Source organism: Pedobacter suwonensis (assembly GCF_007833675.1).
In the GTDB taxonomy this organism is placed as follows: Bacteria; Bacteroidota; Bacteroidia; order Sphingobacteriales; family Sphingobacteriaceae; genus Pedobacter; species Pedobacter suwonensis.
Genome location: NZ_CP031708.1, coordinates 2,628,628 through 2,651,381 on the forward strand (window position 1 = coordinate 2,628,628; position 22,754 = coordinate 2,651,381).

Consider the following 22,754-nt stretch of genomic DNA (forward strand, 5'->3'; position numbering starts at 1 on the left):
CCTCATTAAGAATTATAACCATAAGGCAATTGATTAATTTGCTTTCTTCGGTTCTAACGTAAATTCGTAAACTTTTGGGTCGTATTTCATCATTGCACCAGTAGCGGCATCAATAATAAAACCTGGTAGAAATAGAAAATTTACAACAGATACTGCATTAAAGGCGGTTTCTGGTTGAAATGTTTTGGTTTCGTAACCATCCAATTTTAAACTGATGGTTTGCCCGGTAAATCCTTTTTTTAAGGATACAGCCATTGGTGTAACGCCTGTTTTAATGCCATCTACTTCGATGGTAGCGGCCGGAGGATTGGAATTAATTTGAACGGTTTGTTTTGTACCCGTAAAAATAGTGGCGCAGCTAGACAGCAGCAGTGTCGCTGAAACAGCGGCAATGTTTAAAATTCTTTTCATTTGTGTGTTTTTTGTGTGTGTTTCCTACTCTTATGGCTTTTCGGTTACGCCCCGTTTTTTATGGTTGTCAGGCTCCATTTTAAGTTTATTAACCATTGAGAAATTGCCTACCAATTTCAAATTGACCGTCCATAAATATACCTGTTAATTTGAGGATTAAAAATTTAGTTACAAAAAAAGGCCTCAACAAATGTTGAGGCCTTGTAAAGCGCTGTATATCTTAATTATAAATTAGCGCCATGGCAGTTTTTATACTTTTTACCGCTACCACATGGGCAAGGTTCATTTCTGCCAATAGTTGCTTCTTTACGGATTGGCTGCTGTGGAATCGCTTCACGTGTATCGCCAAACTCAATTCCTGGCTCTTCTCTTCCAAACTCCTGTTTAGTAGTTTGCAGTTTCGGCTGCTTAACCGGAGCTGGTGCTTCTCTTACCTGATCTGGTTCTTGTTGCACCGGAATACCGCCTTTATATAAGAAACTCACTACTTCTTTATTCACCGCGTTAAGCATGTTTTTAAATAAGTTGAAGGCTTCCATTTTATAAATTACCAGTGGATCTTTCTGCTCGTAAACCGCATTTTGTACCGACTGTTTCAAATCGTCCATTTCACGTAAGTGTTCTTTCCAGCTATCATCAATTAAAGCAAGAACAATGGTTTTTTCGAATGAACGAACCACCTCTTTTCCTTTATTCTCAATCGCTTTCTTTAAATCAACAGCTACCTGAATACCACGGATGCCATCTGTAAACGGCACTACAATTTGCTCGATATGCTCTCCGCGCTCTTCGTACACCTGGGTTAATACTGGTAACGATTGCTGAATAATGGCTTCAGATTTACGTGCATAAAAAGACTCGGCTTCTTCAAATAACTTTTCAGTTAACTGAGGGATACTGGTTGAAGAGAATTCTTTTTCAGTAATCTCTGTATCTAAAGAGAAGTTTTTGATTACTTCGAGCTTAAATCCGTCGTAATTTGCTTCTTGTTTATATTCGCTCACAATGTCTTCCGCAACATCGAAAACCATATTGTTCATGTCTACGTCTAAACGTTCGCCAAATAATGCATTTTTACGTTTAGCATAAATCACGGTACGTTGCGAGTTCATCACATCATCGTACTCCAATAAACGTTTACGGATACCAAAGTTGTTTTCTTCTACTTTTTTCTGCGCACGCTCAATAGATTTGGTAATCATAGAGTGCTGGATCACCTCACCATCTTCAATACCCATACGCACCATGATACTAGAGATACGTTCTGAACCAAATAAACGCATTAAGTTATCTTCTAATGAAACGAAGAACTGTGAAGAGCCCGGATCGCCCTGACGACCTGCACGACCACGTAACTGCCTGTCTACACGACGAGATTCGTGACGCTCAGTACCTACAATGGCTAAACCTCCTGCTTCTTTAACGCCTGGCCCCAATTTGATATCGGTACCACGACCAGCCATGTTGGTTGCAATGGTTACGGTGCCTGCCTGACCAGCTTCGGCAACGATATCGGCCTCTTTCTGGTGCATTTTAGCGTTCAACACGTTATGTTTGATGCCGCGGAGTTTAAGCATACGGCTTAATAACTCAGAAATCTCTACAGAAGTGGTACCCACCAATACCGGACGACCAGCTTTTGGTTCTAACTGCCCTGTTTGAGGATTAACCGCAGGAATTAACGCCCCTTTGGTATCCAATTTAGGCACAGCCCTGCCTGTTTGATCGTATTTAACAACCGGCTTACCATCTTTCTGTTTTACATTACCTTCTTTATCTGTCTCATATTCTGTCTCATAATGAGAATAAGGGAAAACCAGGTATTGTATCTCTGCTGCAACTGCATTATATTTTTCACGAACAGTGCGATAGACATAATCCTGCTCATCAATCCTCGAAATGTTTCTGTTGGTCGGGATTTCTACCACATCTAATTTATAGATCGACCAAAACTCACCGGCTTCTGTTGTTGCAGTACCCGTCATACCGCAAAGTTTGTGGTACATACGGAAATAGTTCTGTAAGGTTACAGTTGCATAAGTTTGGGTAGCATCTTCAACCTTAACATTTTCTTTAGCCTCAATGGCCTGGTGCAAACCATCGGAGTAACGGCGGCCATCCATGATACGGCCTGTCTGCTCGTCAACAATTTTAATTTTTCCTTCATCGATGATGTATTCCACATCAATTTCGAATAAAGTATATGCTTTTAACAACTGGTTAACCGAATGGATACGTTCTGCTTTAACAGAATAATCGCGCATTAAAGCATCTTTCTGCATCACTTTTTCTTCTAACGGAAGGTCAGATTTTTCGAGCTCTGCAATTTCGGTACCGACATCCGGCAATACAAAGAAATGAGGATCCTCACCTGATTGGGTGATTAGTTCGATACCTTTTTCAGTTAATTCAACCTGGTTATTCTTCTCATCGATATAGAAATACAATTCAGAATCTACCTTTGGCATATTCTTAGATTGATCTGCCATGTAGTGGTTTTCAGTTTTTAACAACAAACCACGGATACCGGTTTCACTCAAAAATTTAATTAAAGCTTTGTTTTTAGGTAAACCGCGGTATGCACGCAATAAGGCTAAACCACCTTCGCCTTCTTCGGTTCCACTGTTGCCTGCATTAATTAATTTTTTGGCTTCGTTTAATGCTTGTGTTACATAGGCTTTTTGTGCATTAACCAAACGCTCAATGCGTGGTTTCAACTCATAAAACTCATGTTCATCTCCGCGTGGAATCGGACCAGAAATAATCAAAGGTGTACGGGCATCATCAATTAAAACCGAATCGACCTCATCCACCATCGCAAAGTGCAGCTTGCGCTGTACCAATTGGTCTGGCGTTTGCGACATATTGTCACGCAGGTAGTCAAAACCAAATTCATTATTGGTTCCATAGGTAATGTCTGCAGCATAAGCCTTTCTTCTGGCTTCAGAGTTTGGCTCATGTTTATCAATACAATCAACCGTTAAACCGTGAAATTCGAATAAAGGGCCGTTCCATTCACTATCCCTGCGGGCCAGGTAATCATTTACCGTTACGATGTGTACACCTTGTCCGGCCAGTGCATTTAAGTAAGCCGGTAATGTACTTACCAGGGTTTTACCTTCACCTGTAGCCATTTCGGCAATTTTACCGCTATGCAATACAATACCACCAATTAACTGTACATCGTAATGTACCATGTTCCAGGCTACTTCTGTTCCGGCAGCATCCCATTTATTGGCCCATTGTGCTTTATCGCCAACAATTTTTACGTTGTTTTTTCTTGCAGCATAATCTCGATCAAACTGGGTTGCGGTAACTTCCAGATAATCGTTTTCGCTTAAACGACGTGAAGTTTCCTTAATCACCGCAAAAGCTTCCGGAAGGATTTCCAAAAGTACTTTTTCCAACTCCGTATCGCGGTCTTTACCCAAGGCATCAACCTGATCATAAATTGCCGTTTTTTGGTGAAGATCTAATTCTTCACTTTCTGCCTCAGCTTTTAGTGCCGAAATTTTCTCATCTATATCGGCTAAAAAAGCCGATATTCTTTCTTTAAACTCAATGGTTTTGCCACGTAATTCATCGTTGCTTAAGGCAGATAGTTTACTGTAGTGTTCGTTAATTTTAACAACCAATGGCTGTATAGCCTTTATATCTCTTTCTGATTTACTTCCGAAAATCTTCGCTAAAAATCCTAACATTATATTTTAAATCGTATTTTATTATTGAAAAATGGGTATGTTACAACAACCAAGCCATTGTCAGCATTAAGTCAGTCTGGCAGTTGTTGGTGTAATGAGGTTTAAATCTTAAAAAGATTTTTTAGATAGAAAGAAAACTATGGACTATTGTTTTTTGGTTTTTTCCTGATGGTTAAATCAGCAATTACCTGGTCTGCACTTACATATTTAGCCACTTTTAACGGCGCTTGCGTTCCGATTAAGGCTAACTTAGTATACGATAACAGATAAGGATTACGGTCTTCATTGAGCTGAACCGAAGCTTTACCACTTGCATTAACGCAAATATTATGCTCATTGCAATATTCGTTTAATATCCTTAACCCTTCAACACGTTCGGCTTTTGCCAAATGTGTTAAGCTAAAAAATACAAGCGATATGGTAACAAAGTGTTTCATTAATTGCGGCAAAGCTAGTTTTAATCTTTTATAAAAAGAAATTACAGCTTAGCAAAAAGTGTACCTCAATCTAACTGTCGTGCTGAACATAGGCAAGAATCTCTCACCTATAAAGTATAACCTGAAACTAGTACACTAAAATCATTGCTTACATTAGTGATACTACTCAACTATAATAAAGATCCTTCATTGCATTCAGGATGACACCGAAAATCACTTAAACACCACTTCAGTAGCACCATAACCAAACTTTTCTTTTCTGGCATCCATATAGGTTTTTACATGGGGATTTCTGCTGATCAGTTTATGTATTTTATCCCTTAAGGTACCATTCCCCGTACCATGGATAAAAACAATCTTATCAAAGTGATGCACCACTGCAGCATCCATAGCGGTTTGAAAATGGCTGATCTGTATCTGCAACATTTCATCTGCTTCTAAAAAATGATGATCATCTCTTAGTTTTTCAATGTGCAGATCAATCTCTTTTTGTGGCGCTTCCACCGTTCTTTTCTCTTCTGATGACTTAAAAAAACTTTCCTTTAATTTCTGTGGATCAATGGTTACCGGAACAAGATCATCTAAACGGATTAACCAACCCTTATTCTTCAATTGGGGCAATTCCTTTTGTTCGGTACTAAAATCTTTTGCCCTAAACTTTTTACGGACCACCAATGGATCGATGGGTTTCACATCGGCTTTACTAAATACCACCATCTGAAAATTAAACTCAGGCCAAAGATCAAGTTCAGCCAATGATGCAGAATAAACCAACGCGGAACCGTAAGATTCAATTGCCCCATGAAAAACGCCTGCATATTTCCCTTTTCGATCGGTAATTAAACCTACCAATAAAATGTTCGGAGAATAGTTTTGGAGATGAAAATGTACTACATTACCCGCTTTATCATCGGTGGCAACGGCTACATAAATGCCATTTTCGATTTTGTTAACACCGGGAACATTCACCTGGATGGGTTTGGGCGCGTCCGGTTCTACAGCAACCACCCCGTGACCATGCACAGATGTTAAATTGCTCATCGCAACAGGTATCTCAAAGCCATCTTCATCGGTAACGCCTAAAGTCTGCGTATCAATAATTCTGGTTACGTAACCTTCACGTTTTTCATCAACAAAACGCACAAAATCTCCTAGTTTAAATTTCATTTCTATTATTTTTTAGGCACAAAGTACACAAAGATTTTTAAGCAGTTTGTGTTAAAATGTCGTTCATGAAGCTATTTACTCCTTTAGTCTTTCAGCTTTTTGGCAGGAGTCTTCAATCTAATTCGCAGTACAATCAAGAAATGTACCATCACACATCACATCTTCGGACTCCGGACTTCCGACTTCTGACTAAACTAATGTCGCGTATCGTTTCCGTGGTAAATGCTCAGGTAACTTTCATATCTGGAAACTGCAATTTCACCTTCATTTACGGCTTCGATAACCGCACAGCCCGGCTCGTTAATATGCCTGCAGTTATTAAATCGGCAATTGTGCGAGGTTTCAAAGATTTCCCTGAAAAAATGCCCCAGTTCTTCTTTTTCGATATCGATTACCCCCAATTCCCTGATGCCTGGAGAATCTACAATAAAACCGCCTTGTGGCAGTTCGAACATTTCGGCAAAAGTAGTGGTGTGCTGCCCCTTATCGCTCCAGTCAGAAACCTCCCCTGTTCTTAGATCACGATCTGGCATTAAAGCATTGATCAAGCTAGACTTTCCTACACCTGAATGTCCGGATATCAAAGTAATTTTATCCGTAATCAATTCCTGTATTACCGGGATATTAATACCTTTTAAAGCGGAAACCTCATAACAGGCATAGCCGATATTTTCATAGATATCTTTAAACTCCTGCAGAATTTCCAAACCCTCTTTACTAAACAGATCGAGTTTATTAAATACCAATACGGCTGGTACATCATAAGCTTCAGCCGTAACCAAAAAACGATCGATAAAACCCAAAGAGGTACGGGGCGAAGCTAAGGTAACCACCAACATCGCCATATCTAAATTGGCGGCCAATATCTGGGCCTGCTTGCTCAGGTTGATCGATTTGCGGATGATGTAGTTTTTACGGGGCAACATCTCGTTGATCAGACCCTGGCTACTATCTTTTTCCAGATCAAATTTCACCCTGTCGCCAACCGCAATCGGGTTGGTGGTTTTAAGTCCTTTAATCCTGAATTTGCCTATAATCCTGCAATCATAGCGTTCGCCATTATCGGCCAGAACACTATACCAGCTCCCTGTAGATTTAATAACTAATCCCTGCATATCTGCGGCAAAGGTATGAATATGATTTCATTGGTAGAAGTAGCCGGTACCGATAATGTTTGTATGTTAACAACGGAGAATAAAAAAGAATACAGACATTTCGGCTATATATTTACTTATCCATTAAATATCTTACATAAATCCAACGCTTTAAAAGGCAAAAAACCTAAATTTGCGACAACAAAATCGAAAATATAATGAGTTTCAGAATAGAACACGATACCATGGGTGAGGTGCAGGTACCCGCCGACAAATACTGGGGTGCACAGACAGAACGCTCACGCAATAACTTTAAAATCGGTCCGGAAGGCTCGATGCCAAAAGAAATTATCCACGCTTTTGGATACCTGAAAAAAGCAGCTGCCCTTGCCAACAACGAACTTGGAGTATTATCTGCCGAAAAAGCAGATTTAATTGCTAAAGCCTGTGATGAAATTATTGCCGGACAATTAGATGATCAATTTCCTTTGGTTATCTGGCAAACAGGTTCGGGTACACAAAGCAACATGAATGGTAATGAAGTGATTGCAAACCGCGCCCACGTGATTAACGGTGGTTCTCTAGCTGACGATAAAAAAGTGCTTCACCCAAATGATGATGTAAATAAATCACAATCATCAAACGATACTTATCCAACTGCAATGCATATTGCAGCGTATAAACTTACGATAGAAAATACCATACCAGGCTTAGAAAAATTAAGAAATACATTAGCCAAAAAAGTAGAAGAGTTCAGTACGATTGTTAAAACAGGCCGTACGCACTTTATGGATGCTACTCCGCTTACTTTAGGCCAGGAATTTTCTGGTTATGTACAACAGATCGACAATAGCATCCGGGCCATTAAAAATGCTTTGGTTATGGTTGCAGAACTGGCTTTGGGCGGAACTGCTGTGGGTACAGGCTTAAATACACCAAAAGGATACGATGTTTTAGTGGCTAAAAAAATTGCAGATTTAACCGGTTTGCCTTTTGTTACCGCTCCTAATAAATTTGAAGCACTGGCTGCGCATGATGCGATGGTAGAACTCTCAGGGGCATTAAAACGCACAGCAGTTGCCTTGATGAAAATAGCCAACGATGTAAGAATGTTAAGTTCAGGTCCCCGTTGCGGCATCGGCGAAATTGTAATTCCAGATAACGAACCAGGGTCGTCTATTATGCCAGGAAAAGTGAACCCTACACAACCAGAAGCTTTAACCATGGTTTGTGCCCAGGTAATCGGTAACGATGTTGCCGTTTCAGTAGGTGGTATGAACGGCCATTTCGAGCTGAACGTATTTAAACCATTAATTGCTGCTAATGTATTACAATCAGCACGTTTAATTGGTGATGCCTGTGTTTCTTTTACAGATAAATGTGCTGAAGGAATCACCGCGAATTTACCTGAAATTGAAAAACACCTTCAAAATTCTTTAATGTTGGTTACCGCTCTGAACCCACATGTGGGTTACGAAAATGCAGCTAAAATTGCGAAGAAAGCCCATAAAGAAAACAAAACCTTAAAAGCAGCTGCTGTGGAATTGGGATTGTTAACCAATGAGCAGTTTGATGAATGGGTGCGCCCTGAAGACATGGTTGGCAGCTTGAAATAAGTTATTTACAGATACGATCGTCATCCTGTCCCGATTTACATCGGGATCAGGATCTTTTCAGTATTCAAGATGCTTAAACGAGTTCAGCACGTCGTTCGGACTAAAATACGGCTAATTAAAACACAGGCAATATGAATTCAATACTTTCTAACCTTTTAAGCTTGATGCCCATCATTCCACTTGGTATTGTATTTGGAGCCTGTTGCTTTTTTTTATTGAAAAAACCTTCTGCTGAAGCCATCTTAATGACCATTGGCTCAGGCATTTCTTTGATTATCAACATACTTTATAGCTTTTTGATGCCATTGATCATGGCTGCCCAAAACTTAACACCTACAGAAGTGATGAAATACCATACTATTGTGGGCGTTATTAGCTTTATAGCCGGCCTGTGTTTTGCAGCAGGTCTTTTGATTCTCATCAATACCGTTAAAAAGAATAAGATCATCTACGATCAGTTTCCTAAAAGCAACAATTAATAACACAATGAACAAACTGCATCTGGCTTTCAGGAATTGCTACATCTTGCTTTTTATATTACCCATTTTACATCTGGCCTGTAGTCTGCGGCCCAATATACAGGGTAAGGGAGAAGATTTTATGCAAGGCGTTTGGAATGAAGATTCTGTTGCTTATAGCCACAAGTTGAGCAACTATACGCAACACCATTTTAAGTTCACCTGCGACTCGGTTTATATCGATATGGTAACCCATAGCAAAGTAAATTTTTACGAAGATTCTTGTTATAACAATGGCATCTGGAAAGAATATGCCAAAGGGGTGTATAGGGTTAAAGGAGATACGTTATTTATAGGTGCAACCTTTACACATGCCAATTATAAACAAAAAATATCAGGTTGCTACCGCATCGGCCGGTATGACAAAAACTTCCTGATCAGCAAAAAATCGTCAGACAGCTTAATTTTAGAGAGTTTGAGCGATCAGCGTGAGATTAAACTAACACTTAAAGAAAAAATTACCTGCGTACCAAAAGAATTATAAAAATGATTTTAACATCAATTAAAAAGAAATTAACCATTGCATTTACCCTGGGTTTTTTAGCCTATTTGCCTATTCAGGCAAATGCATGGGGCACCATCGGCCATCGTGTAGTTGGCGAAATTGCAGATAGTTATTTAAAAGCAAAAACACGCAAGGCCATTCAAAGTATTTTAGGCTATGAAACCTTGGCAATGTCTGCCAATTGGGGCGATTTTATTAAATCAGATTCTACTTATAACTATATGTACAACTGGCATTTTGTCAATCTTCCGGTTGGATTGGATAAAAGTGGTGTATATCAATTTTTGGAAACTGATAAAAAACCAAATCTTTACAACAAAATCCCTGATCTGATTGCCATTTTAAAGAAAACAAGCAGTACAGCTTCTGAAAAAAAACTGGCTTTACGCATGTTGGTTCACCTGGCTGGAGATTTATGCCAGCCCATGCACGTTGCCCGTAAAGAAGACCTGGGCGGTAACCGCGTTTCGGTATTATGGTTCAATGAGAAATCAAATATCCACAGGGTTTGGGACGAACAGCTGATCGAATACCAGCAGTTAAGTTATACCGAATATGCAAAAGCCATCAATCATGCTTCAGCTGTACAGCTTTACAACTGGCAAAACACCAGCCTGAAAGATTGTATTTATGAATCGTACACAATTTGCAATAAAATTTACGATACGACTAAACCAGATGCTAAATTAAGCTACCGCTACAATTTTGACTGGGTTGATACCCTTAATAACCAGTTATTAAAAGGTGGTGTACGTTTGGCAAAAATGTTAAACGATATCTACGGATAAAGAATAAGTTATGAGATAGTAGAATTTTAATAAAATAAGTCCCTAAAACTTATCGTCATTGCGAGAAGGCTTTTTCAGCCGATGAAGCAATCTTTAAAGCCAAGAGCGCTGTTACGAAAGATTGCTTCGTCGTTCCTCCTCGCAATGACGAGTTTTATGGCCTATCCATCATCAATAACCTTAAGGACTATTATTTACTTTTAAAGCGCTGTAGAAATTGAAAATTTTAATGGTTTGCCTCGGTAACATCTGCCGTTCGCCTTTAGCTGAAGGCATTATGCGCCATCTGACAGATGAACAAAACTTAAACTGGGAAATTGCTTCGGCAGGAACAGGCAACTGGCATATTGGCCAGGCACCAGACCACAGAAGTATTTCTGCAGCGAAGGCGTTGGGTTACGATATTAGTAAACAGCGGGCGCAGCAGTTTAACCCTTCGATGTTTGACCATTATGACCTGATTTTGGTAATGGACAAGAATAATTTAGCCGATGTTAAAAGTTTAGCCAAAACCGATGAGCAGCGAAAAAAGGTTAAACTTTTTCTTGATAACGGAGAAGTTACAGACCCATATTGGGATAATAGCCTGTTTAACCCTGTTTGCAAACAGGTTGAGGAAAGATGTATGGAAATTATCAAACAACTTTCCTAAATTTAAAGCTAATAATCTATCTTACTAACCAAGTCAAAGAAAAAATGAAAAAATACCTGTCATTATGTTTATTAGTTGCAACCGTAATTTTATTTCAAAGCTATACCGCAGCGAAGAAATCGGCAAAAGTTTTAGTTTTCTCCAAAACAAAGGGCTTTAGGCACAACTCCATCGAAACGGGAAAAGAGGTGATCCAGAAATTAGGCACTGAGCATCATTTTGAAGTAGATACGACAGAAAATGCTGATGCTTTTACTGAAGATAACCTAAAAAAATATGCCACTATTATTTTCCTGAATACCACAGGCGATGTATTAGACGATAAACAACAGGTAGCTTTCGAAAGGTACATACAGGCTGGTGGAGGTTATGTGGGTATTCATGCTGCAACAGATACCGAGTACGATTGGCCTTGGTATGGCAAATTGGCTGGCGCTTATTTTATAAGTCACCCCGCTGTTCAGGAAGCCAGATTTATTGTTAAAGATAAAAAACACCCTGCTACAAAATTCCTTACCGATTCAGTATGGATGAGGAAAGATGAACTGTATAATTTCAAAAATATCAACCCGGACATTAAAGTGCTGATTAATTTAGACGAAAAATCGTACACCGGAGGTAAAAATGGCGATTTTCATCCTTTTGCCTGGTACCACAATTTTGATGGCGGAAGAGCTTTCTATACCTGTATGGGCCATACCAAAGAAGGCTGGGCTGACGATAAATTTCAAAGACATTTATGGGGAGGTATTGAATACGCTATAGGCGGCCAAAAGAAACTGGACTACAGTAAAGCCCATTCAAAGTTCTAAATAATAGTTGGGCTTGTTGATTTTCTACTCAACAAGCCCAATGTTATCACATAAATATTTTAACGGTTGACGATTAATAAAACACGAATATATTCCACCAGATATTGTCGTTTTTATATAATGGTTTCATCGCCCAAAAACAATCAATCTGATCTTCGTTAACAATTTTTTCTAAATTCCGGGAAAAATCAAATAGCCAGTTATTGGATATTCCCCTCCATTCTTCAGGTTCCCTATATTTAAATGCGTTGTATTGCATCCGTTTGATCAGGTATTTTTTGAGTTGATCTTTAACTTCAGGTTTTTGAGCTGTTGTAAGCCTTAACTCTTGTTCCATCTCAAACATAACCTTATCGAAATTCAGTGTATCTATTATAAATTCTTTAACCTCTTTATTACTATTCCGGTAAAATTGTGCAGAGGCAAGATATCCTGTACAACAGGTAAACAATAAACCTAAAATTGCTTTTTTAATCAACATAAGAATTTGGTTTAACCCTTTTAAAATTAACCAAATAAATATAATTCAGCATACAAAAGGAGGCTATTGCTCCGAAGGTATGCCATAAAAAATGCGTGCCGATACTCAATACATCCCATTGATCTGCAATCCGGAAAGTTAAGGCAAAGATGAAGGCAATTAAGGCAAAACCAACCCATTTGCCATTTTTCCAGTTGGTCTTAATTAGGTACCCAAACACCGGAAACAAAACCAGCGCAGCCATAAAAGCATAATTGATATTAATAAAAATCTGAAAATCGCCATTGCTAAAAAGCCTTCTTACATAAAACTGAAAAAAAGCATAAACCGCTACAATTAAAACGGCAAAGTACCATTTGGTCAGCTTGGAAAGAAAGTAGACACCAGCCGAAAGGCACAAAAGCATAATCGGCATCCAATCCATCATAATAAAGATAGGCCAACGCCTAAACCCGTGGTAAGTAGTACCTCCAATACCGCCGACATAAAGCAGCACCAATGCTACACTTAAAAAGCCGTGCTGTTTAAAATTACCCCATAGTTTAAATGTCCAGTATACCGCTATAGCCAGGAAAAAGCAACTTGTTAGGGCATTAAAGGGTTCCGGAAATAATTGACTCAGATTAGTTTCTGCATATACTGTACCTCCATCAGGAGGATGCTGGTTAAAGGCGCTCATTTCTAGTTAACATATAGTGAAATTAAATGTTTGACGGATCAATGTAACACTCAGGATGTGAAAACAATTTCATATTCATATTTTTAACAGGGTAAATATTGGTTAACACTTAACAACAGCAATGGTAATTATTTGTACTTTAGTTGATCTAAGCTATAAGTATATGAAATCCTTCCTGATCTTTTTTTTACTTCTTTCTACAGCTATTTATGCTCAAACTCCTCCACAGCCTTATGGTGCAATACCATCAAAAAGACAGTTGGCCTGGCATGATGTTGAAGTTTATGGCATCATGCACTTTACACCAACTACTTTTGAAAATAAAGAGTGGGGTTTTGGCGATGCTGATCCAAAAACATTTAACCCAACAGATTTTAATGCCGACCAGATTATTAAAGCTGCTAAAGCAGGTGGCTTGAAAGGTATTGTTCTGGTGGCGAAACATCATGATGGTTTTGCTTTATGGCCAACTGAAACTACTGCTTATAATATCAGCAAAAGTCCGTTTAGAGGAGGAAAAGGAAATTTAGTTAAAGAAGTAGAACAGGCCGTGCGTAGAAACGGATTAAAGTTTGGCGTTTATTGCTCGCCATGGGACAGAAATAATCCACTTTATGGTACCGATAAATATCTTGCTGTTTATCAGGCACAGTTAAAAGAACTGTACAGCAACTTTGGAGAACTTTTTATGAGCTGGCATGATGGTGCCAATGGTGGCGACGGCTATTATGGCGGTGCAAAAGAAAAACGCTCTATTGACAACACCACCTACTACGATTGGAACACTACCTGGGCCATTACACGCAAAATGCAACCCATGGCGAATATATTTAGCGATATCGGTTTAGATGTACGCTGGGTAGGTAATGAAGACGGACATGCTGCACCAACCTCCTGGGCTACTTTCACCCCGATGGCTCCGGACGGAAAAAGTGAAGCCGTACCCGGGCAGGCAAACTACCCGCAAAGCCCTGAAGGCATCAGAAATGGTAAATTCTGGATGCCGGCAGAATGCGATGTTCCGCTTAGAAAAGGTTGGTTCTATCACCCTAACGAAAAGCCAAAAAGCCCGGAAGAATTGTTTGATCTGTATTTAAAAAGTGTTGGCCGCGGTGCAGGTTTAGACCTTGGCTTAGCACCCGATACGCGTGGACAACTTCATGATGATGATGTTGCTGCACTGAAAACTTTTGGCGACATGGTTAAACATACTTTCGAAGATAACCTGGCCAAAAATGCATCGGTTAAAGCAAATGATAGCAGAGGGAAAAATTATGATGTTGCTACGCTGCTAGATAGCAAGAGAGAGACTTATTGGGCCACCCATGACGATATACACCAGGCGGCCTTAGAACTTGATTTGAGAACTCCTAAAACCTTTGATATTATCAGCCTACAAGAGTACATTCCTTTAGGTCAGCGGATAGAAGCCTACAATATTGAAGTATTTGAGAACAATGCCTGGAAAAAGGTTTACGATGGCACGAGTATTGGCGCAAAACGCCTGGTTAAATTGGATAGCCCTGTTACAACGGACAAAATAAAAATAAACATTACCAAATCGCCGGTCTGTATTACATTAAGCGAAATCGGATTGTACAAAAAAGCCGGATAATTTAATCCGGTTTGTAAAGAATTTCGAAAACCTTTGCCAATGCGGCAGAAGTCTGTTTGCTATAGCGATAAGTGCTATCGGCCTTAATATCCCGATACATCAGCATTACGGCCCTATGCGATGCTTTACTCAGTTTTACTTTTTCTGCGCGTTCTTTAGCATCTTCAGGCCTCAAAGTCAGGGCCTGCATTTGCTTGATGATTATCAGGTTTCTTTCCATGGGTATGATACCATCTTCTTTAATAGAAGTAAGTTTAACATCTTTAGGCAAAGAGATTTTCAAATTCATAATGTTATTGAGGGAACCCAGATTAGCATTAAAAGTATCTCTTAGTTTTCGATATTCCTCTGTCCCGTATTTCGGACTAAAATGAAGCACTCCGCTAAAAAACATTAAAAATAAAAGTACCGATACTGCATATCTTGTCCAGGTTTTAACCTCAAAAGTTTTATTAGGCTCATAGGCGAGCAGATAAGTAATAATAAAACCGGAAACAAAGCCCCCGATGTCCGCTGCATTATCTACCCTTTTACCAAATGCGCCATTTATGACCACCAATAATGATACAATTAGTGTACTTACTAATAAGGCCTTAGTGGCTTTAGGCTCGAAAGACTTTGTGATCAACAGCACAATAAAAGCCCCATACAGGCCCATAATGGCTCCGGATGCACCCATCATTACCCCTTCCTGATGAAAAATCAAACTGACCAAACCACCACAAACCCCGCTCATTAAATAAATAAAAAGGTATTTTTTCCAGCCTAGTTTATTCTCAATCATCAAACCCAGGTAAACCAGGGCATACATATTAAAAAACAGGTGCGAAACCGATCCATGGATAAACTGATAAGTAATCAGGCGCCAATATTGCCCTCCAAGAACCAGGTTGCGTTGATTAACACCAAAGTTCAATACCAATCGTTTTATTTCTGCAAGATAATCTTCTTGAGAAGCATGTCCGGTTTTTAGCGACAGATAGGCAATGAATACAATTGACAATAAGACAATTGCGATATAATATAACGTATTAAGCAGAACAATTATTGGCGTTACCGTATAACCTTTCTGGGGGAAAAGCAAGAACAACACGTTTTTGATTTTATTCTTCGTAACCAAAGGAGCTTTTTCGAAGTAATGGTCATCTTGCGTTGCAATAAACTGGTGAAACTTTTGCAGATTCTCTTCCCAAACATCTTTCAGGTGGAATTCTACATATTCAAATTCGTGAAAAAATTTCTCCAGATTGAGATCGTTTTTACCGTAATCGTTAAAGAGCATCTGGATCCCAACGCATTCACTTTTTACCACTGCAAAATTTCCGTGGATACGGATTGATATTTCTTCGCTGTACGACTGGAAGGATATCGGGGTATAAGCAATTAAGCCGGTTTCGGAAACGTGACTTAAGGCCCAGCCAAGATTTTCGATAGCTTGTTTGGCAACAATTAAATATTTATCTGCCGGAAAATCGGCCAGGGGAATAAATTTTTCGATTTTAGGCGAGTAACCCCAACTTACTGACATAGCGCGTTAATTTTTTTTCGCTGCTAAGATAATATAAGGTGACAGATTTTTGCTCTCGAATGGGATCAGCTTCGTAAATATTTTTCCGGTCAGCCAAACTGCCTTTTTAAATAGGCGCACACTTGCCGACTTTTGATCTTCGTTTTCCAACCAAACGCTAAAGCGTCCAAAATAACCTGATTGTACATCTTTAAGGCCAGCCTGTTCACATATTGATTTCAGCAATGACGGGTCCATGCTGTTGATATTGTGTTTATCGTAATTTTCCTTATCGAAATTCTTCTGGAACCAACCGTTAACTGCTTTAAAATTTGGCAGCGTGATAAACAAAGTACCACCTGGTTTTACGAAAGCAATGTGACGGTTGATGATATCGGCCGTATCGTTAAAATGCTCAATTAAACCGCAGCTTAATACCAGATCATATTGTTGCTCCGGTGTGTAATTAAAAAGATCGGTTTCGATGATGTGGATATCCTTTTCCGCTAAATCGTTCTTTTCCAAAAGTTCTTTTACCACCGGCGGATGAACAAAATAATCAAGAAGGGTAACGTCAAGTTTAAAATATTTTTTCAGGAACACGGCATAATAACCAGGAAAACCTCCCAGTTCAATGGCTGTTTTAACGCCGTTTTTCCGGATTACATCAGCCAGCTGAGCATGAAATAAATAATTTGAAGGCAAATGAACTGCCAGTCCTTTTTTACTCTCCCAATAATTTACCCAAAAAGCCCTGTCGGTTAATAAATTTGCCATGTTTTAAATAATTCCAGGCTCAAAGAAACGGAAAAATTTGATTAATTGTTTAAATGATATTGCTGGATTGCCAGATTGCCAGATTGCTTTATTGCTAATTTAGTAACTCCGCTTATATATTTTATTGTTGGTTGCCATATAACAGCCCGACAATAAAACAATCTTTTTAAGATTAACCCTATTTCAGGTCTTTCAAAATTTCGGCTACTGCTTTTTCCAGTTGCGGATCCCTGTCTGCCAGGCGGTCTTCAAAAGTATTTTTCACCAAAATATCTGGTTTAACCCCCTCCTTTTCAATGTTCTTACCATCCATGGTATAACAGCCCCAAGATGGTAAACGGTAAGAAGAACCATCAACCAAACCCTTAGCCGACGTAAAAATAATCCATCTGTAGGTTTCTGTACCGATAATCTTTCCCAGTTTTAATTGTTTAAAACCTGCAGCCGTCATTTCAGCATCACTTAAGGATTGTTCGTTTATCAGTAATACGATAGGTTTCGCAGCCGGGCCAAAGTTACTTTGTGGGGCCATTTTACCTCCACGGTATTTCCACTTCAGGTAAGGACGCTGCGAAAGAAATTTTAGTACCTCATCGTGTACATTCCCACCGGTATTGTAACGAAGATCAAGGATAATGGCTTCCTTGTTTTCTTCCTGGGCCACCATATCCAAGAGAAAATTTTCAAGCTCACCACTTCCCATATTTTTCATGTAAGAATAAGCAATCCGGTTGTTGCTCCACTTATCTACATTTTTATGGTTCTGGCTAATCCATTCATCATAAAGGTTCCCGCGTAGTGTACCCGAACTTTCAGGATGTACATTTACATAAACATCCTTGCCGTTGCGTTTAAACGTTAATGTCATCTCCCGATCTAATGATGGCTTGCTGAAATAATAATCGCGGTCTATTTTTTCATCTACTTTAACCCCATTTACTTCTGTTAAAATATCACCAGCTAAAATGTTATTTCCAGTACGGGCAGCATTGCTTTTTGCGGCAATACGTTCAACCTTCAATGGGTTTTCATTATCGAAGATGATTCCGGTTTCGTTGGTGATATAATTCAGGTTTTTGCGTTCCTCTGCTCCTGCGCTATTAAATCCCATATGCGAAGAATTCAATTCGCCCAGCATATCATTCAATAAAATCCTTAAATCACTGCGGTTATTCACATAAGGCAGATAAGCGGCATAACGCGTCCGCATTTTATCCCAATCTACACCATGAAATTTTTCGTCGTAAAAATTTTCGTCTAAACCTACCCAGGTTTCGTAAAACATCTGGTTAAACTCGGCATTTAGGTTCCTGGTAAATTTATAGCCGTGATCCACCCGATCAAGCTTGTTTCCTTCCAGGGTATATTTGTTGATTGCACCTCTTGATAAAACGAAAAATTTGTCGCCTGCAGAAGTAATCGAATAATCGCCACCATCGGCAACTTTTTCAGTTTTATTGGCTTCAAAGGGTTCGATAGTAGTGCGATACAAACCTGGCGTACCGCCTTCGTGATTAGATGAATAAAAAACATACGTTTTATCGCCCTTAGCATAAACATCTGTTCCGTACTGGCCACCAAATGAAGGGCCGACCAATTCAATTCTATCCAAAAGATCTTCAGTATTAATGGTAATTATAGTTGCAGGCTTAGGTGTAGATTTAACTTCAGTTTTCTTTTTAGCCGTATCAGTCTTTGATTTTTTATCATTTTTATTTTCCGGTGCAGGCTTAACATCTGTCGGTGCGGGCTTGCTCTCTTTAAACAGGTCATCAAATTTATCAGAACGATAAGGCTCATCATAATTATTTAAAGCCATGCGGTAAATATGTGCATTTTGCATTCCTGTTGGATAGGAAGGCTTGGTGCGGGCACTGGTAAAGAAAATATATTTGCCATCTGGCGACCAGGCCGGGCTGGTTTCGGTAACGCCTGTGTTGGTTAAGTTGATGGTTTTATTGTTTTTGATGTGATGTACCATAATATCCTGTTCAAAATTGCGGTAAACGGTAAACAGCACATATTCGTCATTTGGCGAAAAACTTGGTGTTGCGCTCTGTATGGCCCAAAACTCATCGGTTACCAAAGTTTTAGCCTCGAAAGTTTTAAGGTCCATCAGTTTAAGTTCGTTCCTTCCACTTAAATACACCGCCATGGTTTTAGTTTTGTTCAACGTAATATCGCGTACATTTGCTTTACCTTTTGTAAGCTGTTTTACATTACCTTTTCCATCGCCTGTGATGGTAAACCAGTTCTGGTAACCATTAGTGGTTTGACTGAAGATAATGGTTTTATTATCCGCCAGCCACTTACATTCCAGGGCGCGTTCGCCGCTGTTGGTAACTTTGCGGATAAACTTTCCATCAGCATCGCTCACAAACACCTCGCCACGTGAAATGAAAGCCATCTTTTTCCCGTCGTTTGAAACATCAAAGGCTGAAATATTGCCACGTACATCGTACTCCTGCTCTTTACTCAATACCTGATTGCGCGAAGTGCTTATATTCACTTTTTCGGCTTTCTTAGTGGCAACATCGTAAGTATACAACTGATAATCTTTCTCGAACACCACCGTAGTTCCATTAGCCGAAACAAACGGACGCTTAATGGAAGTATCAAAGTTTGTTAAGCCGGTTTTTTTACCATTGATAAAGGTATAGAGGTTATATTCATCGTTGCTTTCATCCGACACAAAAAAGATATTGCCTTTTTGGTCAACACTCGTCCAGAAATCTTTCCCGATATAATCGGTATAACGTTTATAACTTTTTGTTTTTGGGTTGTATGACTGAATATCGGGATTATAGGCTCCTTTATAGTGTTTACGGTTGGCGAAGCGCATACTTTCCCAGGTATCGTTAAAAAACAACTCTCCTGTTGGTGATTCAGCAATATGGTGTGTGGTATTAAAATAGTTATTGAATAAACGAACCGCTGTTCCACCGTTTACATTTACTTTATAACTTGAAAAAGAATTGTAACGGCCCGAAGTAAAATAAATGGTTTTAGAATCCCAGCTCCAGTTATCTACTTCATCACTGGCATCATTAAATGTTAATTGTTTAATATCTCCACCTGCTAAAGGCATTACATAAATATCATAATTACCAAACTGATTAGATGAAAAAGCCAGCCATTTTCCGTCGGGAGATATTTTAGGGTTGATTTCTTCGCCCTGCATGGCTGTAATGCGCGATGCTACGCCACCTTTTACCGGAACTTTCCAAATATCGCCATCGTAACTGAATACTATTGTTTGTGCATCTGGCGTTAAAGCAGGATATGCGGCGAAATAAGTTTGATTTTGGGCAAATGAATGTGCCGGCCATAAAAAAGCCAGTGCCACAAGTGATTTCACGAAGGATTTGATCATAATTAAGTTAGTTTGGCTCTGGAAAGGCAGTTCTTTTTTGATAAAAACAGCTTAACCTTAAGAACGATAAAATTTATGGATGAATTTACACAACAGATTTTATATTCGTAAACAATAAAATGTATTTTTGATTGATTTGAAAGTAGTACACCTAAATACCTATGATGGAAATGGCGGAGCAGGCAGGGCCTGTTTGCGTTTAAGTGATGCTTTAAAAGCCAATGGAATCGATTCGAAAGTATTGGTTTATTATAAATTTGGCCAAAATCCCAAAATAGACACTTTCAGCAAATCACCATTACAGAAAGCCAAAGCCGTTTATAACATCTTATCAGAAAGATATTTTGCCAAGTGGTTAAGCAAATCGGTAAAAACGCCATTCAGTTTGCAATGGTTCGGCCGTTCGGTGATCAACCATCCTGACGTTAAAAATGCAGACATTATCCATTTACATTGGATAAATCATGGTTTTCTCAATCCTAGGTTTCTGGCGCAGCTGGATGAACTGGAAAAACCGATTGTGTGGACTTTTCATGATAGCAATGCATTTACCGGTGGCTGCCATGTACGCTATGGTTGTGAACATTTTCATCAGCAATGTGGCCATTGCCCCATTCTGAAAATTAGCGGTAAAGACGATATTTCGCACAAAACCTGGGTGCGTAAACAAAAAGCGTACACTAGATTAAATTTCCATATTGTGGCACCAAGCCAATGGATGGCCGCTTCGGTAAAATTCAGTAGCTTATTGGGTACCAGGAAAACTACCGTTATTCCGAATACGATCGAAACAAAAATTTTTAAACCTTATGTTAAATCGGAAGCGAAAAAAGTCCTGAAAATCAATCCCGATAAATTTGTATTGATGAGCGGATTTATGCCATCAAAAAACGACAAACATAAAGGAACCCCTTATTTAGTTGAAGCTTTGGAAATCCTTTCGCGCAGAAGCGGGATACATAAAGAAAATATTGAACTGGTTATTTTCGGAAACAAAGAAAATGCAGAAATGCCCGAATTTCCTTTCAAAACCACTTTCCTGGGCACTATCAACAAAGATGATCATTTAGCGAAGTGCTATTCTGCTGCCGATGCTTTTATCACGCCTTCGTTAGAAGATAACCTGCCCAATACAGTGATGGAAAGTTTATCTTGTGCTACACCAGTGATTGCTTTTACCACCGGCGGAATTCCGGATATGGTTAAACACCTGCAAAACGGCTACCTGGCCAAATATCAAAATGCAGAGGATTTAGCGAATGGCATTGAATGGTTGTATCAACGTCCGAATAAAGAAGAAATTCAGAAAGCTGCGAGATTGAGTATTCTAACCGATTTTTCGGAGGAAGTTATTGCTGCAGAACACATCCATCTTTACGAAACACTGATTGATTTACTGCCTAAATAAACCCATATTTAACAAAATTTCATAACGCTACTAGTTATTCGGTTTACAAAATCTTATTCTCCATTCTACAAATAAAAAACTGGTTAATCTTTATTAAATTTATACCGACTGAACTGGTAAATGGAAAGCATCGAAAACTATTCTGCAAGTATTAAAGCATTAAAATCTGCTATTTTATCTAGCCGGTATAAAGCAGCTACTTTTGTGAACAAAGAGCTTTTACTGCTCTATTTTACAGTAGGTAAATTCATTTCGGAAAAGGTAGAAAAAGAGAAATGGGGCGCCAAAGTGATAGATAATCTTTCTAATGATTTACAGTTAGAGTTACCAGGTTTAAGAGGATTTTCAGGCACAAATATTAAACGGATGAGGTTCTTTTTCGAATCGTGGAGAGAACAAATCTTAATTAGTCCGTCACTGACGGACCAATTACAAAAAACTGATATTGAACACATTGAATTTAGACCGTCAGTAACGGACCAATTGGAAAAGACATTTTTCAACATCAGTTTTACCCACCACATTGAAATTCTACAGAATTCACAATCGGTTGAAGAAAAGATATATTATATCCAAAAGGCAGCTGTCGAATTTTGGAGTGTTGGTACCTTAAAGCACCAACTTAAAAACAAATCATTCAGTAACTCCGGCAGTTTACCAAATAATTTTTCGAAAACAATTTCCAATGAAGAATTAAGAGACCAAGCATTGAAGTCTTTTAAAGATGAATACCTTTTGGATTTTATTAACCTAGAGGATCCTGATGAAGAAGATGAAAGAGTTGTAGAAAGTGGAATAGTACAGAATATTAAGAAGTTCTTAATGTCGTTAGGAACTGATTTTGCTTTTATCAGCAACCAGTACAGATTGATTGTTGAAGATGAGGAATACTTTATAGATCTTTTGTTTTTTAACCGCCGCTTACAATGTTTGGTTGTTTTCGAACTTAAAACCGGAAAATTCAAACCTGAGTATTTGGGCAAAATGAATTTCTATCTATCTGCTCTTGATGAATATGTTAAACAGCCACATGAGCAGCCATCCATAGGCATCATACTTTGCAAAGAAAAGAAGAATAAAATTGTAGAATTTTCATTCCGCGATTTTAACAAAGCAATGGATGTTTCTACCTACAAAACCAGTGCAACATTACCTAAAGCATTTAAAGGTTTAATTCCGGATGCCGAAACCTTTAAAAAATTAATGGATTAAC

General features: G+C 38.9%; 19 protein-coding genes. 9 read left to right on the forward strand and 10 right to left on the reverse strand.

Annotation, left to right across the window (positions count from 1 at the left end):
* Positions 1-33: 33 nt before the first annotated feature.
* The 5 genes from DV942_RS10625 to rsgA form a co-directional block, all read right to left on the reverse strand.
* Positions 34-411: a PEGA domain-containing protein gene (locus DV942_RS10625; RefSeq protein WP_145857393.1), complete on the reverse strand. Its 378-nt coding sequence runs from the start codon at positions 409-411 to the stop codon at positions 34-36.
* Between the two features lie 224 nt (positions 412-635).
* A complete protein-coding gene (locus tag DV942_RS10630; protein WP_145857396.1) occupies positions 636-4,112 on the reverse strand; it encodes a preprotein translocase subunit SecA in 3,477 nt (1,158 codons plus the stop codon).
* A 137-nt stretch (positions 4,113-4,249) separates the two neighbouring features.
* Positions 4,250-4,549 (reverse strand): hypothetical protein, encoded by a 300-nt coding sequence (locus DV942_RS10635; RefSeq protein WP_090984289.1) that lies wholly within the window; start codon positions 4,547-4,549, stop codon positions 4,250-4,252.
* Positions 4,550-4,762: 213 nt separating this feature from the next.
* The gene (locus tag DV942_RS10640; protein ID WP_090984291.1) at positions 4,763-5,716 is read right to left on the reverse strand and encodes a Smr/MutS family protein; all 954 of its coding nucleotides are present in this window, start codon (positions 5,714-5,716) and stop codon (positions 4,763-4,765) included.
* A 194-nt stretch (positions 5,717-5,910) separates the two neighbouring features.
* Positions 5,911-6,831, reverse strand: a complete 921-nt coding sequence (gene rsgA / locus DV942_RS10645) for a ribosome small subunit-dependent GTPase A (protein WP_090984293.1) — start codon at positions 6,829-6,831, stop codon at positions 5,911-5,913.
* A 197-nt stretch (positions 6,832-7,028) separates the two neighbouring features.
* Between rsgA and fumC the strand changes: the two genes are divergently transcribed.
* The 6 genes from fumC to DV942_RS10675 all read left to right on the forward strand — a co-directional run bounded on the left by fumC (position 7,029) and on the right by DV942_RS10675 (position 11,701).
* The gene (gene fumC, locus DV942_RS10650) at positions 7,029-8,426 is read left to right on the forward strand and encodes a class II fumarate hydratase (protein WP_145857398.1); all 1,398 of its coding nucleotides are present in this window, start codon (positions 7,029-7,031) and stop codon (positions 8,424-8,426) included.
* Between the two features lie 131 nt (positions 8,427-8,557).
* Positions 8,558-8,905: a hypothetical protein gene (locus tag DV942_RS10655; RefSeq protein WP_145857400.1), complete on the forward strand. Its 348-nt coding sequence runs from the start codon at positions 8,558-8,560 to the stop codon at positions 8,903-8,905.
* Between the two features lie 7 nt (positions 8,906-8,912).
* Positions 8,913-9,428, forward strand: a complete 516-nt coding sequence (locus tag DV942_RS10660) for a fumarate hydratase (RefSeq protein ID WP_145857402.1) — start codon at positions 8,913-8,915, stop codon at positions 9,426-9,428.
* A 2-nt stretch (positions 9,429-9,430) separates the two neighbouring features.
* Positions 9,431-10,237, forward strand: a complete 807-nt coding sequence (locus tag DV942_RS10665; protein WP_145857404.1) for a S1/P1 nuclease — start codon at positions 9,431-9,433, stop codon at positions 10,235-10,237.
* Positions 10,238-10,454: 217 nt separating this feature from the next.
* Complete coding sequence (locus DV942_RS10670) at positions 10,455-10,889, forward strand: low molecular weight protein-tyrosine-phosphatase (RefSeq protein ID WP_145857406.1); 435 nt, start codon at positions 10,455-10,457, stop codon at positions 10,887-10,889.
* Positions 10,890-10,933: 44 nt separating this feature from the next.
* Positions 10,934-11,701, forward strand: coding sequence for a ThuA domain-containing protein (locus tag DV942_RS10675; RefSeq protein WP_145857408.1), 768 nt, complete (start codon positions 10,934-10,936; stop codon positions 11,699-11,701).
* A 73-nt stretch (positions 11,702-11,774) separates the two neighbouring features.
* Here DV942_RS10675 and DV942_RS10680 read toward each other — a convergent pair whose 3' ends face one another.
* Positions 11,775-12,182 (reverse strand): hypothetical protein, encoded by a 408-nt coding sequence (locus DV942_RS10680; RefSeq protein ID WP_145857409.1) that lies wholly within the window; start codon positions 12,180-12,182, stop codon positions 11,775-11,777.
* On the reverse strand, positions 12,172-12,861 hold the full coding sequence (locus DV942_RS10685; protein ID WP_145857411.1) for a hypothetical protein: 690 nt from the start codon (positions 12,859-12,861) through the stop codon (positions 12,172-12,174). Before DV942_RS10685 ends, DV942_RS10680 begins: the two co-directional genes overlap by 11 nt.
* 163 nt (positions 12,862-13,024) lie before the next feature.
* Between DV942_RS10685 and DV942_RS10690 the strand changes: the two genes are divergently transcribed.
* Positions 13,025-14,476, forward strand: a complete 1,452-nt coding sequence (locus DV942_RS10690) for an alpha-L-fucosidase (protein WP_145857413.1) — start codon at positions 13,025-13,027, stop codon at positions 14,474-14,476.
* Position 14,477: 1 nt separating this feature from the next.
* Here DV942_RS10690 and DV942_RS10695 read toward each other — a convergent pair whose 3' ends face one another.
* The 3 genes from DV942_RS10695 to DV942_RS10705 form a co-directional block, all read right to left on the reverse strand.
* Entirely contained in the window at positions 14,478-16,004 is a 1,527-nt protein-coding gene (locus tag DV942_RS10695; protein WP_145857415.1) for a rhomboid family intramembrane serine protease, read from the reverse strand.
* A 6-nt stretch (positions 16,005-16,010) separates the two neighbouring features.
* Positions 16,011-16,760, reverse strand: coding sequence for a class I SAM-dependent methyltransferase (locus tag DV942_RS10700; protein WP_145857417.1), 750 nt, complete (start codon positions 16,758-16,760; stop codon positions 16,011-16,013).
* A 178-nt stretch (positions 16,761-16,938) separates the two neighbouring features.
* Positions 16,939-20,133 (reverse strand): S41 family peptidase, encoded by a 3,195-nt coding sequence (locus tag DV942_RS10705; RefSeq protein ID WP_145857419.1) that lies wholly within the window; start codon positions 20,131-20,133, stop codon positions 16,939-16,941.
* A gap of 127 nt (positions 20,134-20,260) precedes the next feature.
* Here DV942_RS10705 and DV942_RS10710 point away from each other — a divergent pair, with 127 nt between their 5' ends.
* Both DV942_RS10710 and DV942_RS10715 read left to right on the forward strand, forming a co-directional pair.
* The gene (locus tag DV942_RS10710) at positions 20,261-21,541 is read left to right on the forward strand and encodes a glycosyltransferase family 4 protein (protein ID WP_145857421.1); all 1,281 of its coding nucleotides are present in this window, start codon (positions 20,261-20,263) and stop codon (positions 21,539-21,541) included.
* 120 nt (positions 21,542-21,661) lie between these two features.
* On the forward strand, positions 21,662-22,753 hold the full coding sequence (locus DV942_RS10715) for a PDDEXK nuclease domain-containing protein (protein ID WP_145857423.1): 1,092 nt from the start codon (positions 21,662-21,664) through the stop codon (positions 22,751-22,753).
* Position 22,754 lies beyond the last annotated feature (1 nt).

Coding starts and splice junctions, on each gene's coding strand:
- DV942_RS10625 (WP_145857393.1), bottom strand. CDS start 411: ATGAAAAGAATTTTAAACATTGCCGCTGTTTCAGCGACACTGCTGCTG.
- DV942_RS10630 (WP_145857396.1), bottom strand. CDS start 4,112: ATGTTAGGATTTTTAGCGAAGATTTTCGGAAGTAAATCAGAAAGAGAT.
- DV942_RS10635 (WP_090984289.1), bottom strand. CDS start 4,549: ATGAAACACTTTGTTACCATATCGCTTGTATTTTTTAGCTTAACACAT.
- DV942_RS10640 (WP_090984291.1), bottom strand. CDS start 5,716: ATGAAATTTAAACTAGGAGATTTTGTGCGTTTTGTTGATGAAAAACGT.
- rsgA (WP_090984293.1), bottom strand. CDS start 6,831: ATGCAGGGATTAGTTATTAAATCTACAGGGAGCTGGTATAGTGTTCTG.
- fumC (WP_145857398.1), top strand. CDS start 7,029: ATGAGTTTCAGAATAGAACACGATACCATGGGTGAGGTGCAGGTACCC.
- DV942_RS10655 (WP_145857400.1), top strand. CDS start 8,558: ATGAATTCAATACTTTCTAACCTTTTAAGCTTGATGCCCATCATTCCA.
- DV942_RS10660 (WP_145857402.1), top strand. CDS start 8,913: ATGAACAAACTGCATCTGGCTTTCAGGAATTGCTACATCTTGCTTTTT.
- DV942_RS10665 (WP_145857404.1), top strand. CDS start 9,431: ATGATTTTAACATCAATTAAAAAGAAATTAACCATTGCATTTACCCTG.
- DV942_RS10675 (WP_145857408.1), top strand. CDS start 10,934: ATGAAAAAATACCTGTCATTATGTTTATTAGTTGCAACCGTAATTTTA.
- DV942_RS10680 (WP_145857409.1), bottom strand. CDS start 12,182: ATGTTGATTAAAAAAGCAATTTTAGGTTTATTGTTTACCTGTTGTACA.
- DV942_RS10685 (WP_145857411.1), bottom strand. CDS start 12,861: ATGAGCGCCTTTAACCAGCATCCTCCTGATGGAGGTACAGTATATGCA.
- DV942_RS10690 (WP_145857413.1), top strand. CDS start 13,025: ATGAAATCCTTCCTGATCTTTTTTTTACTTCTTTCTACAGCTATTTAT.
- DV942_RS10695 (WP_145857415.1), bottom strand. CDS start 16,004: ATGTCAGTAAGTTGGGGTTACTCGCCTAAAATCGAAAAATTTATTCCC.
- DV942_RS10700 (WP_145857417.1), bottom strand. CDS start 16,760: ATGGCAAATTTATTAACCGACAGGGCTTTTTGGGTAAATTATTGGGAG.
- DV942_RS10705 (WP_145857419.1), bottom strand. CDS start 20,133: ATGATCAAATCCTTCGTGAAATCACTTGTGGCACTGGCTTTTTTATGG.
- DV942_RS10715 (WP_145857423.1), top strand. CDS start 21,662: ATGGAAAGCATCGAAAACTATTCTGCAAGTATTAAAGCATTAAAATCT.